A 15871-nucleotide genomic window follows, 5' to 3' on the forward strand; every position below is an offset into this window, starting at 1 on the left:
ATTTAGTTGCAAAGAGGCTTGTATGAAGAGGCGTAAGGTCTATAATGCCTTACGCACCTCAAAGCGGGCGTAGTTCAATGGTAGAACGAGAGCTTCCCAAGCTCTATACGAGGGTTCGATTCCCTTCGCCCGCTCCAGTCTCTCCCTTTCTGAAGAAGCCCTTTAAATCCTTCTCTATCAGCAAATTAAATAGTTACCTATTTTTAGTCGCCTATGGGTTCTACCATTATGATCCGCCCCTGGTAACTGTCACGCTAAGTTACACGGTGAGATGACATGATAACTCAGCGTTGGCGGCAGTTGCATCCTCACACCGCGATAGTAAAACGTGAAAAAAACCTATCCTGGCATTGTTATGACATCGACAGACTGATCACTCGCATTAAAGCCCGATATACAGGCTCTTCCAGCGCTTCGACAGATATACGAGCACCCTGATAAGGTGTGATCCCTCAGACAATCTGATGAAGTCGCTACGCTCTGCTTGTTGCTTGTACCACTAACGGGGCTTTATGGCTTCTATTGTCCAAAATCTGTTAGTTGCGCATTTTATGCACCCTGGATACCCTGAGATTAATCCTATTAACTCAAGGGTGAGCATGGCTATCGGGAAGAGACAGCACCAAAAAGAATTACCTGAAGAAGAGTTGGATCGCTTGCTGGATGATCTTGAACTCACACAGGAGCAACGAGAGTTTATAGAATCCATGCGGCAAAATAACGAGAATAAAAACAACGAGGAGTAGTGTTTATGGCGGGGATCTGTGAAGGGGGCAGCCGTAGCTGCTAATCTTCATCTTTCTAAACAAAATGGGCTAAACTCTTTATTTGAGCTTTTTTCAAATACGCATCAGGCCTATTATAGAGTAAATTCTCCGCATCCTTATTTATCCAATGCTCATTCTATTAATCCTATAAGCAGAAATTTTTTAACCTAGATCGTTAAGCATATTGGAAGAGGCGAGAGTAACCAGAATTAAAAAGCCTCTCGAAAAGAAAAAATGGGTGATAAATTATGTTATCTGAGAACATAAAGTTATTGAGTCAATCTCGATGTTGGTAGTATTATGATATAATTCAAGGGTATAGTGATGCTTTTCTTTCTATATGAGTCGCCATTTCTTCTGGTTTTTCTCAATTTCATTTGCACATCAAGAACGGCTCTGATTTTTATATCAGAAATCAATAAATTTATTAGATCAGTTGGTTTGTTATAAACTCCTCGTGCCAACTTGATCTTAAAAGACCGCATTAAATATTAAAAATATCGAAAGAATATACCCCTATGGATGGAGTGCAAAGTGAGAGCAGGTGTTTTTATAACAAACAACGGAGAGGGTTTGTGTATCAATATAGGAGATGGTTTAATTAAACTCCTACAGGGCAAATTAAAGCCTCAATGGGGGGTATTTTATTGGGTGTTTTTTGATTTTAATGAATGATAATGCGCCGAAAAATATTAATTTCCCAGATTTTTTAAATCTATTGTTCATATATATTTCATTAAATACGTGCCTACTCCTTTGCCAGAAAAATTATCGCCGGTGAGCTGTGGACGTCAGAGTGTAACCGGGAAGTGTACTTCATTCTCGTCAGCAGGGGATTGCCTGTATGAATCAGCAAGGTGAACGGCGTTTGCCGCGCAACAGAACGAAAACTAACATTCATTACAATTTGAGTTATCTACTGCAGCCTTATATAAATCAGGCTCGATGACTAAATCTTCACATTCCCGACCACTCCGTCAATAACTATCTCTTCTGGCTCTTTACCGGGCCATTCATTGCCGCACAAATTCAGGGATCAGGACAACCGGATGCCGGTCATGTATATCTACCAGACCTTGAGCTGGGCCTCCGTACGCGTAAAATCGTCACCACGGCGCATGGCATCACCGAAACGCGCTTCCTGTGGCGGGGCTACCGCCTGTTGCAGGAGGAGCAGGAAACCAGGGGTTCAGCACTTATGTTTATGACCCGAATGAATCCTGTAGCCCGCCGGCTGGGATGATCATCTGCGTGACCAGAGCAGCGGTGAGATTTACTGGTTCAGTACCGATTTGAATGGTGCGCAACTGGAGGTGACCGATGCGCGTGGCGAGGTACACTGGAGCGGCCAGTATTGCAGTTTTGGCGAAGTCCGCTATCAGACTGCAAGGGCTACAAAGCTTGTTCAGCGCACGGTGATGCCGCATCAGCCGTTTCGCTACGCTGGGCAGTATGCTGACGGTGAAACGGCTGCTCTATGTTCTGCTACTACCCTTTGCGCGCAGTCGGGCGACAGCAATAAGCCGAGCATGGGGAGAAGAAAGAGAACTGGTTGCAGCTGGAGGAGGAAGCCGGGACTGGACGGCCGCTGAACGCGAAGTAATACTAAGTACAAAAAATAATCGCCAATTATCGTCGGTTATGTCCGAAATGGGCTATACAGGCCATCATATCAATAGTGTGAAAGGGAACGGTGTTTTAGGAGGAAAATGGCAAGGCGATCCAAGGAATATTGTATTTCTCCAGAATGCTAATCATCCAAGCGGCTATGATGAACATTTACATGGTTTGCAAGGTCACCGAGGAAGTTATGACACTCCAGGTAAAGGACGATTGATAGACCGTAACCTGACCCGTAAGAATTTAAAGAGCTGTCAATAATATCAGTGAATGTGATAAATATGAGGTGTTATTATGAGTGAAATTGAAGAGTCATTAAAAAAATTTGTTGCTATTTGCAATAAGTATTCACTGTCCGGGAGTTTCAATATCGTTAATGACATTGACAACGTATTCCCCTCCAACTTACCTCGCTCGGCAGAGTTGGATTATTTATATGGAAAAAATAATCCTGAGATGTTAAAAATAGAAACAGGTTTTACGCCAATTAAATTTTATTCAGTCAGTGAACTTGCAAAAGCTCAAAGTGGTTATGAATACTTACCAGATAATTATCTTGTAATTGGCGATGATTTAGGTGGAGGTAAGCCTATAATTGCTGTTGTAGATGAAGGTAATACCTCTATTTATGCGTCTTATGACGTAGTTGAACCGTTTAAAATAGCTGACAATCTCTCTGGCTTTTTACTTTCTCTAACAGAGCTCATTGATTTGGTATATGGTTATTACGATATTTTTGATATAGCAGATGATAATGATGAAGTGAAAAAAGATTTTATGGATGAGTTAAAGGGAAGGGTTGTTCCATTTATCGGAGATGAAAATTTCAATGCATTTTATGATTATTTTTATGGATGAATCTCTGTGTTTCCTTTGATGGGGGATGTGGGGGTATAATTATACGGGCCGTCTTGTAGGTGGTCCGCCTGATTATTTTTGATCTATAATACGATGCTTGATATTATTTTCTTGGAAAAATTATATTATTCCACGTCAGATGAAAGGTCATGAGCTAGTCAGCAAGTTACAGTTGAGTTGATAAGAAAATTTGACCCAGCCTGCGTGTGAATAACTGCACCCACTTTGCCTTCATCCCCATCTTCAGCGCTAATCGGGAGTTAGCCAATTCTACTACATCAATATCCGATTAGTCTCGCTTGATATCTACTGTAAGGACATTTCCCTTCGTAAATGCAAGCCTCATGCTGGTGCTAATTATTACTGGTACCTTTTCCGTATAGCTGCGATCGGTATATTGGGGGGAATATTCACGTTAAGAGCAAAAGACCGGTTCATTAATGAAGATGTAAATGTTTGCCGGTCAAATGACTTAGAAAGTGAAATAGGAACGGTATTTTGCTCCGCCCCCCAAAAAAACAGCATCCTATCTGCAATCAGGACTGTTTTGCCGCTTTACTCTGTGGGCAATCGTTGCCGCCCTGCATCACAACTTTTTCACTGCGCGAAGCATCGCCATACACGCATAACGTACCTTCATCGGTATGAATTTGCTCTTTCAGCGGCAGGGGCGTTTCCTGGGCGATGGCATAGCAGGAGAGCGCCGGGAAAAGGGTGAGGGCACTTATGAACAGAAAGGTTTTCATCATCTCGCTCCAGAACAGGGATAACGTTTATTGTGTTATCACACCCTTAAGCCGGCAATCGCTGCGTACCCGCTAGCTTTTTTCCATCACCGACTGGCGAGGTGTGAGTTTACCAATCACGGGGGAGAGCTCTGACGTGCGAACAGGTCGGCCATCCACCAGGCTTTTAATGCGCTCAACGCACTGAGTGAGCAACTGATCCATTGGCCACGAGATACAGGTCAGCTGTGGATAGAGCTGGGTTGCCAGAGGCGAATCTTCCAGACTCAGCAGCGATACTTCCTGCGGAACGGAAATGCCAAATTCCCGGAACAGACGCATCGCTTCAGCGGCATAGGCATCACGTTTAACCACAATGGCGGAAAACTTGCTCAGGCTGTTGATAAGCGTCAACAGCGCCTGTTCAACATCTTCATTCGCCGTTAACACCAGCTGGCGATTAAACGGCAAAGAGTAGTTTTGCAGGACGTTGCGATAGCCTTCCACCATCTTTTTACTGTTGTCATCGTGTTCGCTGTCAATCACCAGTGCGATATTGCGATGGCCCTTGCCCGTCATGTAACGACAGGCGCTTTCCGTCGCAAAGGCAAAGTCATATCCCTGAGGTTTCGCATCCACCACGGGACGATCGAAGGAGATAACATTCTCTGCGCTACCGGCCGCAACCGGCCCAAAAACTACGACAGCAACGCACTGTCGCTGAAGATCATCAACGGTGACAGCCTGCTCAACAGGATCGTTTACGTACTCCACGATGAGCGTTTTATTCAACGCTTTCATGGCGCGGGAGAGCGCAGGCAGCAAACGTGCTCCGCTGCTTTCATCCTTCGCAGAGAGAACCAGACCAACGTAGCTTGATGACTGACTTGCCAGGTTTTGCGCGGCAAAGCTTGGGCGATAATTAAGCTCTTCTACGGCGCGCAGCACGGCTTCACGGCTCTCTTCGCGCACGCCGCGCGTCCCCGTCAACACGCGTGAGACGGTTGCTCGTGAGACATTGGCTAATCGTGATACATCGTCAATCGTTGGCATAGCATTTTCTGCGTGGTGGGTTTTGGTTATCTTAACATAACCCACCTTAAGAATCTTAGCGCCCCCCACAGGCGGTTTCACGTCTGCGCGGCGTGCAAACCCGGTAGCCACGCCGCGCCACGCACGCCACTGGCGTCGCCGTAACGGGCCGGGACGATACGGGTACGGCAGCTTTCCGAGAAGATGTAGGGCCTGATGGCAGCCGGAAGTTCGTCGTACAGCTGGCTGACATTTGATAACCCACCGCCCAACACAATAACCTGCGGATCAAGAATATTGATCACCGAGGCCAGACTGCGGGCAAAGGCGTCGATAAAGTGTCGCCAGTGGGCCCGCGCGGTCAGGTCTCCCTGGGCCGCCGCTTCAATGATGGCCTGCGCGCTCAGTTCGCTGGGATAACGGCGGGCAAAGCCGGTGCCAGAGATAAAGGTTTCGATACAGTTATGTTTCCCGCAATAGCAGGGCTGCGCCGGACCATCCGTCTCGGGGGCATAGCCAGGCAACGGGTTATGTCCCCATTCGCCAGCGATGGCGTTTGGCCCCTGAAGCAGACGCTTATGTACCGCCACGCCACCGCCGCATCCGGTACCGACAATTACGCCAAAGACGGTTTCTGCTTCTGCGCCTGCGCCATCAACCGCTTCAGACAGCGTGAAGCAGTCCGCGTCATTGGCTATCCACACGGGCTGATTGAGCTGCTTTGCTAAATCATGCTTCAGGTCGTGACCGTTGAGCACCAGGCAGTTGCAGTTTTTAATTAGCCCGCTTTGTGGGTCGATGGCCCCCGGCAGGCCAATACCGATACTGAATGGCACTTCACCTACCGCGCGCGCTTCACCGATAAACGCCAGCAGATGGTGCATAAAGGCGTCATAACTCTCTTTTTGCGTCGGACGACGCTCACGCCAAAGGCATTCGCCCTGAGGCGAAAGCAGGACGGCTTCCATTTTTGTGCCGCCAATATCGAGTCCAAGATAGTGCATACGTTCCTCGAAAAGGAGAGGCCAGCGCCTCTCCTGAATGGTTATGCCTGACGAGTGCGGTACAGTTCGATCAGCTCCGTCACCAGTTCTTTCGCCAGAATCGAGGTCATCAAATGATCCTGAGCGTGCACCATCACCAGCGTCATTTTGGTTTTGCCTTCCCCTTCGTCAGCTTCGATCAGTTGGGTTTGCACCAGATGCGCTTCACGGGCGAAGTGCGCCGCCTCTTTCATTCGCGCGTCGGCTGAGGCAAAGTCACCTTTTTTTGCGAAGCCAAGCGCTTCGTAGCAGAGACTGCGTGACTGACCGGCATTGATAATAATGCCCATGACCTGTTCTTCTAATTCCATCAGTAACCTCTGTGTTTTCACTATCAGGCGGACTGTGCCGCTTCTTCAGATTGTTCAACTGCATTTTCATGCTCTTGTTCCAGCAGCTGCTTCTCGTACGCTTTGAGGAACGGGAAGTACATGGCCGCTGAGGTAACCATGCACAGCAGGCAGAGGATCACCGGGCTAAAGCTCCAGTTGGCCGCCCAGGATGCGCCGATAGGGGCAGGTGTTGTCCACGGTGTCATCGAGACCACACGACTGACCAGGTCGAAATCAAGGGCAAAGTAGGCGAGGGTGGCATTGACCATCGGAACCAGCACGAACGGCAGGAAAAAGAGCGGATTCATGATGATAGGGGCACCGAATAAAATCGGTTCGTTGATATTAAACATCCCCGGCACCACGCCCATACGCCCAATGGTACGCAGATGCACCGCTTTGCTGCGCAGCAGCAGTAACGCCAGCGGCAGCGTGGAGCCGACCCCGCCAATCAGCAGGTAGTGATCCCAGAATCCCTGAACGTAAATGTGCGGGATCGCCTGACCGGCAGCCATTGCTGCCTGGTTAACCGACAAGTTCGCCATCCAGAACGGGTTCATAATTCCGGTGACAATCAGCGCGCCGTGGATGCCCGCAAACCACAGAACCTGACACACCAGCACCGAGAGCAGAATGGCAGGCAGCGTATCGGAGGCGGCAACCAGCGGTTTCACCAGCGACATAATCGCTTCCGGAATAATCATGCCGAGCTGAGCCTCAATGAAGAGGTTGAGCGGGTGCAGAGTGACAACAATTGCCAGCACCGGGATCAGAATTTCGAACGAACGCGCAACGCCCGTAGGCACTTCTGGTGGCAGGCGGATGGTAATATTGTGACGCTTCAGGAAGGCATACAGCTCGGTAGAGTAGATAGCCACCAGAATGGCCGTGAAGATCCCTTGCCCGGAGAAATAGGCGGTAGAAATCTGCCCGTCTTTTAACGGCGCAGCCACCAGCAGAAATGCCATCAGCGACAGCATGCCGGCGGTAAGGGCATCCAGATCGTGATGTTTGGCCAGGCTCGCGGCGATCCCGACTGAAATGAAGATCGTCATGATCCCCATGCTGAAGTTGAACGGCAGCATCAGGGCTTGACGGTGATCCAAGGAGAATTGCAGCCATGCCCGGGCGAAACCCCAGGACGTGTCGGGTGAGAAGGGCGGGAAAATAAACACCAGCATAAAGGAACCGACGATCATGAACGGCAGAGCGGTGATAAAGCCGTCACGAATCGAGGTCACATACTTCTGCTGCCCGACGGCGCCTGCCATCGGGGTAATTTTCTGTTCAATGACCTGGATAAGTTTCGCGTACAGAGAGCTCATGGGTTTTCCCTTCGTTATTTGTTATCTATCAGGGAGAGGGCGAAATCGAGAACGGCGCCCCCTTTTTGCATGCCGTAATCCATCATGTTGATAGGCTCAACACGGATCCCGTATTTATCAGCTTGTTTCTGAAGATCGCTTTGCATGTACTTCACCTGCGGTCCAAGCAGCACCACCTGATAGTGACCGACCTGCTCGGCGAATTCGGCCACGCCAAACGCTTTGATCTCCGCTTCCAGGCCACGCTTTTGCGCTTCGTCGACCATTTTTTTCACCAGCAGGCTGGTGGACATCCCGGCAGAACAACACAACATGATTTTTTTCATAACGTCTCCTTTGAACTTATGGCTGGAATATAGTCATCATGGAACAAAACGGAAAGCGCTTTCCATTGGTGGATAAGGTAATTGTGACCGCGATCACCTGAGGGAATCTTTCACTTTGTCCGGATGTGCGAGATCATCGCGGCTATTCACGAACTATTAAGGTCGAGTTATGAACATTCATTTGATGAATGTTGCTGTGGATTTGATTGAGCAACGTCTCACGCCAGCAGCCAATATAATCACCAGAAATCAACATATTACCGCGATGCGGGACGGCTTTTCCCTCGCCATGCCTTTTGTGATTGTGGGAAGCCTGATGGTGCCGCTGCTGTTTCCACCGTTCGCCATTTCAAGTGCATCGCGCCTCGGGCACGTCTATCTGCTGCTGCGTCCGATGCTGTTGCCAACCTTTGAGCTGACGCTCGGACTGGTGGCGCTGATTGTCGCGTTTGGTGCCAGCGCCAGTCTGGCCAAGCAGTATCAACTCCCGGAACGGCTGTGTGGACTCACCGGCTGCCTCTCCTTTTTGCTGTTCATTGGCTTTCGGGATAACGGTGCAACGAATATTTTTCTGGGCGGGATGGGGCTTTTTACTGCGCTCATTTCAAGCGCTTACTCTATTGAAATAATAAGGTTTTTCTACAAAAGAGGGTGGTGCATTCGTCTACCGGAGGAGGTACCGGTGATGACGCGAAATGGTTTCCAGCTGCTGATGCCGCTGCTGGTGATCATGCTCTCCATTAGCGTAATGAATGCCGTGATGCTGCAGACGACCGGACAAATTTTGCCGCAGCTGATTGGCGAGGCGTTACGCCCGCTTATCGTGGCATCCGATACCCTTACGGCTGTGCTTATCTCCTTGTTTCTATGTAATCTTTTATGGTTCGTCGGTATTCATGGCGCCCTGATCATTACGGGCATCATGAACCCGTTCTGGCTCACCTATCTGTTTGAAAACCAGCGGGCCCTGGCCGCCGGGGAAGCCGTGCTGCCCCATATTTATCTGCAGGGATTCTGGGATTTTTATCTGCTGATTGGCGGTATCGGCTCTACGCTGCCGCTGGTCTTTATGGCGATGCGAAGCCGATCCCGGCAGTTGAAGAGCGTCGGGAAAATTGGCCTTCTGCCGTCGCTGTTCAACATTAACGAGCCGATATTGTTTGGTTTCCCCGTCATCATGAACCCGGTTTTTTTACTGCCCTTTGTGTTTGTACCACTGATAAATGCCTGTATAGCTTGGTATTTAACCCAGCTTGGCGTGCTCGACAGAGCCGTCGCCATGCTGCCCTGGTCTATGCCTTCACCGCTGGGCGCAGCCTGGTCGGCGAACGGCAGCTGGAAAAATATGTGCATGTGCCTGTTCGCCTTTTTCAATGCATGGATGCTCTATCGCCCCTTCTTTAAGGTTCATGAACGCCAGTTGATGCAGCTGGAAAAATAATCCCCGCCTCCCTGCTTCTGCCCGTTCCTGATGGGCAGAAGATTATTTCGTGACATTCTTCGCAAAAATTTTCTCTTTGATCTTAAATTTGTGATTCAATCCGGCAAACATGGAAAGCGCTTTCCGTTTGTGGATGTACATTTCCAGATTTGATCCTTACATTTCCCCTGCACGTTTAACCGTGAAAATAAAAATTCAAAGGGAACCTATGCAAACGTTAATGAAATCAATACCTCTGTCCTTGATTGCTCTTACTGTCATCAGCGGTTATGCCAGCGCCGATGAGAAATATGATTTCGCCCTCCACGGCTATTTACGCTCGGGTATTCTTGCCAATAGCGATGGCAACCGGGTCGATTCGGTGGGGCTGATGCCTGACGGGAAATGGCGTCTGGGTAACGAAGAAGATACCAAAATTGAGCTGATCCCGACGGTAACGCTGAAGTCGGATTCAGGCGCAGTCGCACGTATTCAGGCCAACCTGACGCACCAGACCAAATGTACCGCCGACTGGAACTGTACTGACGATGACGGCAAAGAGACCCAGTTCCGCGAAGGGTTTGCTGAATTAACGAATCTCGATTTTGCCCCGGACATGACCTTCTGGGCCGGTAAACGCTACAGCAGCTCCAACCTTTCCAGCCACCAGTTCGACTGGGAGTACATTCAGTACAACGGAACCGGGGGCGGGTTCGATAATCTGGATTTAGGCTTTGCGCGCTTTGATGCGGGTGTGTATGCCTTCTCGACCACCGACGAAGCCAAAGCTTATCCGGTAGATCTGGGGGATCAGGGCTATCCGGACGACTATTCGCTTAACCTGTGGTTTAAAAAGATCGGCGGCACCGGGCTCGACGTCGAACTTATCGGCCACCACATGAACCGCAATGAAAACCATCCTACCTCGGCTGAGAAGGGGTACGGCGTGACCGCGCTGTACAACTTTGACAGCTTCTACGGCCTGACCAACGGATACTCCCGCATCGCTTTCCAGTATGGCAAAGGCCTGGCCGCCGCGGATTCGCTGGGTAAAAACGGCTGGGGCTGGGCAAACCTTGAGGATACGCAATCCTGGCGCGTCGTGCTGGACAGCATGGCCAACCTGGGTGACGTGGAGGTATCGACCTTTGCGTTTTATCAGAAAGACAAAAACTACCGCTGGTGGACCAACGACGATGACGGCTGGGGACGCTCCATGTGGGTCGCGGGTATCCGTCCGTATCATCAGATAACCAAAAACTTCGCCATGCAATATGAGGTGGGCTACGAATATCTGGATGATAAAAACTACATGGGCGTAAACGGTAAAGGGAAAGGTGGCCTGACCAAGGTGACCATTGCGCCGACCCTGACCTTTGATTCAGGTTTCTGGAGCCGTCCGCAGCTGCGCTTCTTTGCCACCTACGCAAAATGGGATAAAGGCGTCTCGGATGCGATGGACAGAAATTACGACTGGAGCACTGGCACCCTGAGTCCGGGGGGATATTCACGTAGCGGCGATACCGATACGCTGAATTTTGGTGTGCAGGCTGAAGTCTGGTTCTGAGGAGAAAAGAGATGGCTTTCCCGATTCGAAAACTGCTTCTCGTCTCCTTACTCTCCGCGCTGGGAAGCGCGGGGGCTCTGGCGGCCGAGCAATCCCATTTTGAACACTTTATTACTCGCGATGGCGCAGCGTTAAAAGATGGCAATCGCGTCTTTCGCTTCGCCGGGATCCACGCCCCGGAGCTGCATCGTATAGAAGATGACGCGCGCGGAACCTGTAAGGCGGATCCGCGCGGCTGGGGGCAATACTTTAGATGGCCGACTGCTGAAGAGCAGGAGAACTGGATCAAAGCGCTGGTGCAAACCGGTGCTAAAGCACAGCGCGTATATGTGCTTTCCGTGCAGCAGGAAAATGATGCTGCCTGCGGACGTGAGACACATATTCTGGCACCGGCAACGCCGGACGGCATGCCGCGGCTGAATGAAACGGCCATGAAAGTGTATGACAACATGATTGCCGAGGCAGATAAGCAGGGGCTGCGCCTGATTCTGCCGTTTATTGACCACTGGTGGTGGTGGGGGGGACGGGAACAGCTGGCCGCGTTTTATCATGAAAAGCCGGAAGATTTTTATCGAACCGACAGTAAAACCTACCGTGCTTATCAGGATGTGATCCGTCAGGTGATTACCCGTACCAACACCATTACGGGACGCCATTACTACGATGAAAAGGCGATCATGGCCTGGGAAACGGGTAATGAGCTGGAAAACACCAACGCTGATTTCCTGCAGAAAACGTCGGCCTGGATCCGCAAGTGGGCGCCCCATCAGTTGATCGTCGATGGTACCTATAAAAAGGTGAATGATTTCGCGCTCAACGATCCGAACGTCGACATCATCAGTAACCACTATTACACCAACGCCGAGAACAACCACCCCGAGCAGGTTCGCAAAGATCTGGAGGCGATTGGCGGCAAAAAGGTCTATCTGGTTGGCGAATTTGGTCTGCTCGATCAACAAGACCTTAACACTATCATGCAGGCCATTGTGCATACCGAGGTCAATGGCGCGCAGGCGGCGGGGGGCTTTATCTGGGGCTTCCGTGGTCATCGCCATGATGGTGGTTTTTACTGGCACAAAGAGTTTACCGGGCACTACAGCTACCATCTGCCTGGCTTCCCGGTCGAGGGCAAAGCAAACCAGGAGATGGAGGTTGTCAATCTGGTGCGAACCGCCTCGGCGCAAATGGCGGGGCTGAGCCAGGCGCCGGCTCTGCCGGTCCCGGAAGCGCCTAAGCTGCGCGAGAGCAACTCACCGTTTGCCATTAACTGGATGGGATCCCCCGTCGGGCGTTATTACGATGTGGAGAGAGCGACTCAGCCACACGGCCCGTGGACCCGCGTTGGTCAGGATATCTCTGACGGCAAAAATGAGTGGGATCCGGCAAAAATGGATCTCTTCCGTGATGACTATCGCAGCCTGACGCTGGGCCAGACTTACTACTACCGGGTGATCGCAAAGAACGAAAGCGGTCAGTCTGCGCCTTCAAACGTGATTCGCCTTGAGCATACGCAGAAAAACCTGCCGCCGGTCATCACTCTGCAGGATGCGCTCTCTACCACCGTGGATAAAGGCGTTCAGCTCACCGCGGCCTGGCAGGATGACAATCTACCGGAGCCGAAGGTCAGCGTGGCATGGCATCACGAAGGCAAGGATAACGTCCACTTTTGTGACAGCACCAAAGCGGAAACCCGTGCCTGGTTCTCGGCTCCCGGTGACTATGCGTTGACCTTTACCGCTGACGATGGACTGCTGAAAAGCAGCAAGACGGTAAACGTTAGCGTGAAGGCCGCGGCGGGACCCGTGCCGGCGGACTACTGTCATTTTGGCGGCGGAACGCTGGACGTCAGCAAGGGGAAACTGAACATCACCAAGAGCGATAAAGATACGTTAGCGATTGGTGAAGACGGTTTCCTTGGCCCTTTTGCCAATGACGGAGACAGCGTGACCTGGCAGGTTAACGCTCCCTGGGACGGTAAGTTTGCCCTGCACGTGAAATTTAACGGCAAATGGGGGAGTAAGAAAAACTCGTTCATTGTGAACGGCGGAACGCCGGTGAGCATTGAATTCCCGCAAACGGATGAGAAAGGCCAGACGATGATCGTACCGGTCACGCTCAGGGCAGGGGACAACACCATTAGCTTTGGCAAGTTCTCTGGCGACTGGGGATATATGTTCATCAAATCAATTGAAGTCACTGCAGAGTAGTTATTTGGCTGCCCTGTTCGGGGCAGCCCTTTTTTTCATTCAGGAGGCGTTATGAACCGGTATCAATTCCCGGAAGGTTTTTTTTGGGGCGCAGCGGCATCAGGTCCGCAGACGGAAGGCATAGCCAATAAGCCGCACCGTTCTGTCTGGGACAGCTGGTTTGCCGAACAACCGGAGCGTTTTTTTCAGCAGATTGGTCCGCAGCACGTTTGTGAAACCTACAGTAAATATAAAGAAGACGTAGCCCTGATGAAGCAAACGGGGTTTAACTCGTTTCGAACCTCTATTCAGTGGTCGCGTCTGATCGATGATTTCAAAACCGGACAGCCAAACCGCGACGCCGTCCGCTTCTATAACGATTATTTCGATGAAATGATTGCCAACGGCATCGAGCCCATCATCAATCTTTACCATTTTGATATGCCCGAGGCGCTGCAAAAAGCATATGGCGGATTTGAGTCATCCTACGTAACTGAGCTTTTTGCCCGCTTCGCCCGCACCGCGTTCGAGCTGTTTGGCCATAAGGTGAAATACTGGATAACCTTTAATGAGCCGATCGTGCCGGTGGAAGGCGGTTATTTATATGACTTCCATTATCCGTGTAAAAAAGATGGCAAACTGGCGGCTCAGGTCGCCTTTAATATTATGCTGGCGCACGCCAGGGCGGTGAATGTCTACCGTGAAATGGGCTTGCCGGGTGAGATTGGTGTCGTGCTCAACCTCACGCCTTCTTATACCCGCAGCGACAGCGAGGCCGATAAAAAAGCGGCCTGGTATGCCGACCTGCTGTTTAACCGTAGCTTCCTCGACCCGCTGGTTAAGCATGAATTCCCCAAAGAACTGTGCGAAATCTTAACTGCAAACGGCTGCTTACCAGAGGTTTCACGGCAGGATGTGGAGACGATCCTGCAGTCGAGAATTGATTTTCTGGGGGTGAATTATTATGTGCCGAGAAGGGTGAAAGCGCGGGAAAGCGTTTACGCGCTCGATTACTTCACGCCGGAAGTCTATTTCGAAAATTACATTGATCCTCAGGGACGGTTTAACCCTTATCGCGACAATAACGAGATCCACCCGGAAGCTATCTATGACATTGCCTGCAATATTCGCGATAACTACGGCAATATTAAATGGTATCTGGCGGAAATTGGCATCGCGATGGATCTGCAGTCCGAAGGGCCGGTGCAGGCCGATGGCGTGATAGATGACACCTTCCGTATCGCTCTGATGGAGGAACATCTGGCTCAGCTGCATCGTGGTATCGCTGACGGCGCCAACTGTTTTGGTGTTCATCAGTGGACCTTCATTGATAACTGGTCCTGGATCAACAGCTTCAAGCGGCGATATGGCTTCTGGCGTCTGGATTTAGCCACCGGGGAGCGACAAATCAAACGTAACGCATTGTGGTTTGCGCAGCTGGCGGCTGAAAATGGCTTCACCCCTGGCGAATGTGAAAAGGATACGCAATGAGTCAGCCTTTTTACCGGATGCGTAACGGCATCAAAAATTACGCCTGGGGGAGTCGCGTAGCGCTTAATCATCTTTTTGGCCTGCTCAACCCTGACGATCAACCCCAGGCCGAGGTCTGGATGGGAAGCCACCCCGCAGGCTGCTCGGAGATTGAAACCGATACAGGGTTACGCTCTTTACAGGACCTTATTTCACAGAGGCCGGCAGAGATGTTGGGCGCGTGCGCGGGAGAAACTGCGGGGCAGTTGCCTTACCTGCTGAAGTTGCTGTCAGCGGAGCGCGCACTGTCGCTGCAGGTACATCCCAATAAGCTTCAGGCAGAAGACGGGTTCGCCCGTCAGGGCAACCTGCCCGGAGAGGATTACACCGATGCGAACCATAAGCCCGAGCTGGTTTTTGCCCTGACGCCTTTTATGGCCATGAACGGCTTCCGGCCGTATCAGGAGATTGCTAATCACTTTTTGCGCCTGGATGCCCCGGCCCTGACGTCCGCGCTGTCGCTGTTTCGCAACAACCTGCATGCTGAAGGGCTTAAGGCCTTTTTTACGCGTCTGATGGCGCTTGAGCCGGCGGAAAAAGAGGGCGTGCTGACGTGCCTGGAAGCGCGACTTGCATGCGGGGTGTTTGCTCCGGTAGCGCCCTTTATCGAACGGCTACTGCGAGACTACCCGGGGGACATCGGGGCTCTGGCCCCGCTGTATCTGCACTGCATTACGCTTGCGCCGGGTGAGGCGATGTTCCTGCGCGCCGGTACGCTACATGCTTATGTGAACGGTACGGCGGTAGAGGTCATGGCCAGTTCTGACAACGTGCTGCGTGCGGGCTTAACCCCCAAGAACATCAATGTGGCAGAATTGGTGCGCTGTACGGTGTTTGACGAAACCCCAGCCGACCGCCTCAGGATGCATCCGCAGCGGGAAGAGGGGATGCAGCAATACCCGATCCCGGTAACGGATTTTCGCTTTAGCGTCATTGAACATTGCGAGCAGCAAAACATCCGGACAGACCGTGCGCAAATTCTGCTGGTGCTAAAGGGGAGTGCCACGCTCAGCCACGCCGAGGGTGCCACCATGACGCTGAACGCCGGTCAGTCTGCGTTCATCCCGGCGGTCACAACCTTATGGACGTTGACTCAGCGCGGGCAGTCTTGCCTGGTAAGCTGATGACGTAAGGCTTTCA

General features: G+C 51.1%; 14 protein-coding genes and 1 tRNA gene. 9 read left to right on the forward strand and 6 right to left on the reverse strand.

Annotated elements, in window-relative coordinates; all coding sequences use genetic code 11:
- Nucleotides 1-63 precede the first annotated feature (63 nt).
- The 4 genes from QLG09_RS12455 to QLG09_RS12470 all read left to right on the forward strand — a co-directional run bounded on the left by QLG09_RS12455 (nucleotide 64) and on the right by QLG09_RS12470 (nucleotide 3245).
- Nucleotides 64-137 (forward strand) — tRNA-Gly (locus tag QLG09_RS12455).
- Nucleotides 138-512: 375 nt separating this feature from the next.
- Nucleotides 513-746, forward strand: coding sequence for a hypothetical protein (locus tag QLG09_RS12460; RefSeq protein ID WP_079231696.1), 234 nt, complete (start codon nucleotides 513-515; stop codon nucleotides 744-746).
- Between the two features lie 1473 nt (nucleotides 747-2219).
- Nucleotides 2220-2648 (forward strand): hypothetical protein, encoded by a 429-nt coding sequence (locus QLG09_RS12465; protein WP_108647840.1) that lies wholly within the window; start codon nucleotides 2220-2222, stop codon nucleotides 2646-2648.
- 33 nt (nucleotides 2649-2681) lie between these two features.
- Nucleotides 2682-3245 (forward strand): hypothetical protein, encoded by a 564-nt coding sequence (locus QLG09_RS12470; protein ID WP_049023247.1) that lies wholly within the window; start codon nucleotides 2682-2684, stop codon nucleotides 3243-3245.
- A gap of 536 nt (nucleotides 3246-3781) precedes the next feature.
- On the opposite strand, the gene QLG09_RS12475 is transcribed toward QLG09_RS12470, so the two are convergent.
- The 6 genes from QLG09_RS12475 to QLG09_RS12500 all read right to left on the reverse strand — a co-directional run bounded on the left by QLG09_RS12475 (nucleotide 3782) and on the right by QLG09_RS12500 (nucleotide 8028).
- On the reverse strand, nucleotides 3782-3994 hold the full coding sequence (locus QLG09_RS12475; RefSeq protein WP_014171502.1) for a hypothetical protein: 213 nt from the start codon (nucleotides 3992-3994) through the stop codon (nucleotides 3782-3784).
- Between the two features lie 69 nt (nucleotides 3995-4063).
- On the reverse strand, nucleotides 4064-5023 hold the full coding sequence (locus QLG09_RS12480; RefSeq protein WP_025203317.1) for a LacI family DNA-binding transcriptional regulator: 960 nt from the start codon (nucleotides 5021-5023) through the stop codon (nucleotides 4064-4066).
- A 77-nt stretch (nucleotides 5024-5100) separates the two neighbouring features.
- Nucleotides 5101-6006: an ROK family protein gene (locus QLG09_RS12485; RefSeq protein ID WP_049023248.1), complete on the reverse strand. Its 906-nt coding sequence runs from the start codon at nucleotides 6004-6006 to the stop codon at nucleotides 5101-5103.
- A 41-nt stretch (nucleotides 6007-6047) separates the two neighbouring features.
- Nucleotides 6048-6377: a PTS lactose/cellobiose transporter subunit IIA gene (locus tag QLG09_RS12490; protein ID WP_014171499.1), complete on the reverse strand. Its 330-nt coding sequence runs from the start codon at nucleotides 6375-6377 to the stop codon at nucleotides 6048-6050.
- A gap of 2 nt (nucleotides 6378-6379) precedes the next feature.
- Nucleotides 6380-7702: a PTS sugar transporter subunit IIC gene (locus QLG09_RS12495; RefSeq protein ID WP_032680341.1), complete on the reverse strand. Its 1323-nt coding sequence runs from the start codon at nucleotides 7700-7702 to the stop codon at nucleotides 6380-6382.
- A 14-nt stretch (nucleotides 7703-7716) separates the two neighbouring features.
- Nucleotides 7717-8028, reverse strand: a complete 312-nt coding sequence (locus QLG09_RS12500; RefSeq protein WP_014171497.1) for a PTS sugar transporter subunit IIB — start codon at nucleotides 8026-8028, stop codon at nucleotides 7717-7719.
- Nucleotides 8029-8197: 169 nt separating this feature from the next.
- On the opposite strand from QLG09_RS12500, the gene QLG09_RS12505 reads away from it, so the two are divergent.
- From QLG09_RS12505 to manA, 5 genes are all read left to right on the forward strand, one after another.
- Entirely contained in the window at nucleotides 8198-9469 is a 1272-nt protein-coding gene (locus QLG09_RS12505) for a PTS transporter subunit EIIC (protein WP_020883745.1), read from the forward strand.
- 208 nt (nucleotides 9470-9677) lie between these two features.
- On the forward strand, nucleotides 9678-11015 hold the full coding sequence (locus tag QLG09_RS12510; RefSeq protein WP_025203318.1) for a carbohydrate porin: 1338 nt from the start codon (nucleotides 9678-9680) through the stop codon (nucleotides 11013-11015).
- Between the two features lie 11 nt (nucleotides 11016-11026).
- The gene (locus tag QLG09_RS12515) at nucleotides 11027-13222 is read left to right on the forward strand and encodes a CBM35 domain-containing protein (RefSeq protein ID WP_049023249.1); all 2196 of its coding nucleotides are present in this window, start codon (nucleotides 11027-11029) and stop codon (nucleotides 13220-13222) included.
- A gap of 51 nt (nucleotides 13223-13273) precedes the next feature.
- On the forward strand, nucleotides 13274-14692 hold the full coding sequence (locus QLG09_RS12520; protein WP_032678911.1) for a glycoside hydrolase family 1 protein: 1419 nt from the start codon (nucleotides 13274-13276) through the stop codon (nucleotides 14690-14692).
- The gene (gene manA / locus QLG09_RS12525; protein WP_049023250.1) at nucleotides 14689-15855 is read left to right on the forward strand and encodes a mannose-6-phosphate isomerase, class I; all 1167 of its coding nucleotides are present in this window, start codon (nucleotides 14689-14691) and stop codon (nucleotides 15853-15855) included. Before QLG09_RS12520 ends, manA begins: the two co-directional genes overlap by 4 nt.
- Nucleotides 15856-15871 lie beyond the last annotated feature (16 nt).

Origin of the sequence: Enterobacter sp. V89_11 (assembly GCF_029967775.1) — a bacterium.
GTDB classification, from domain to species: domain Bacteria; phylum Pseudomonadota; class Gammaproteobacteria; order Enterobacterales; family Enterobacteriaceae; genus Enterobacter; species Enterobacter ludwigii.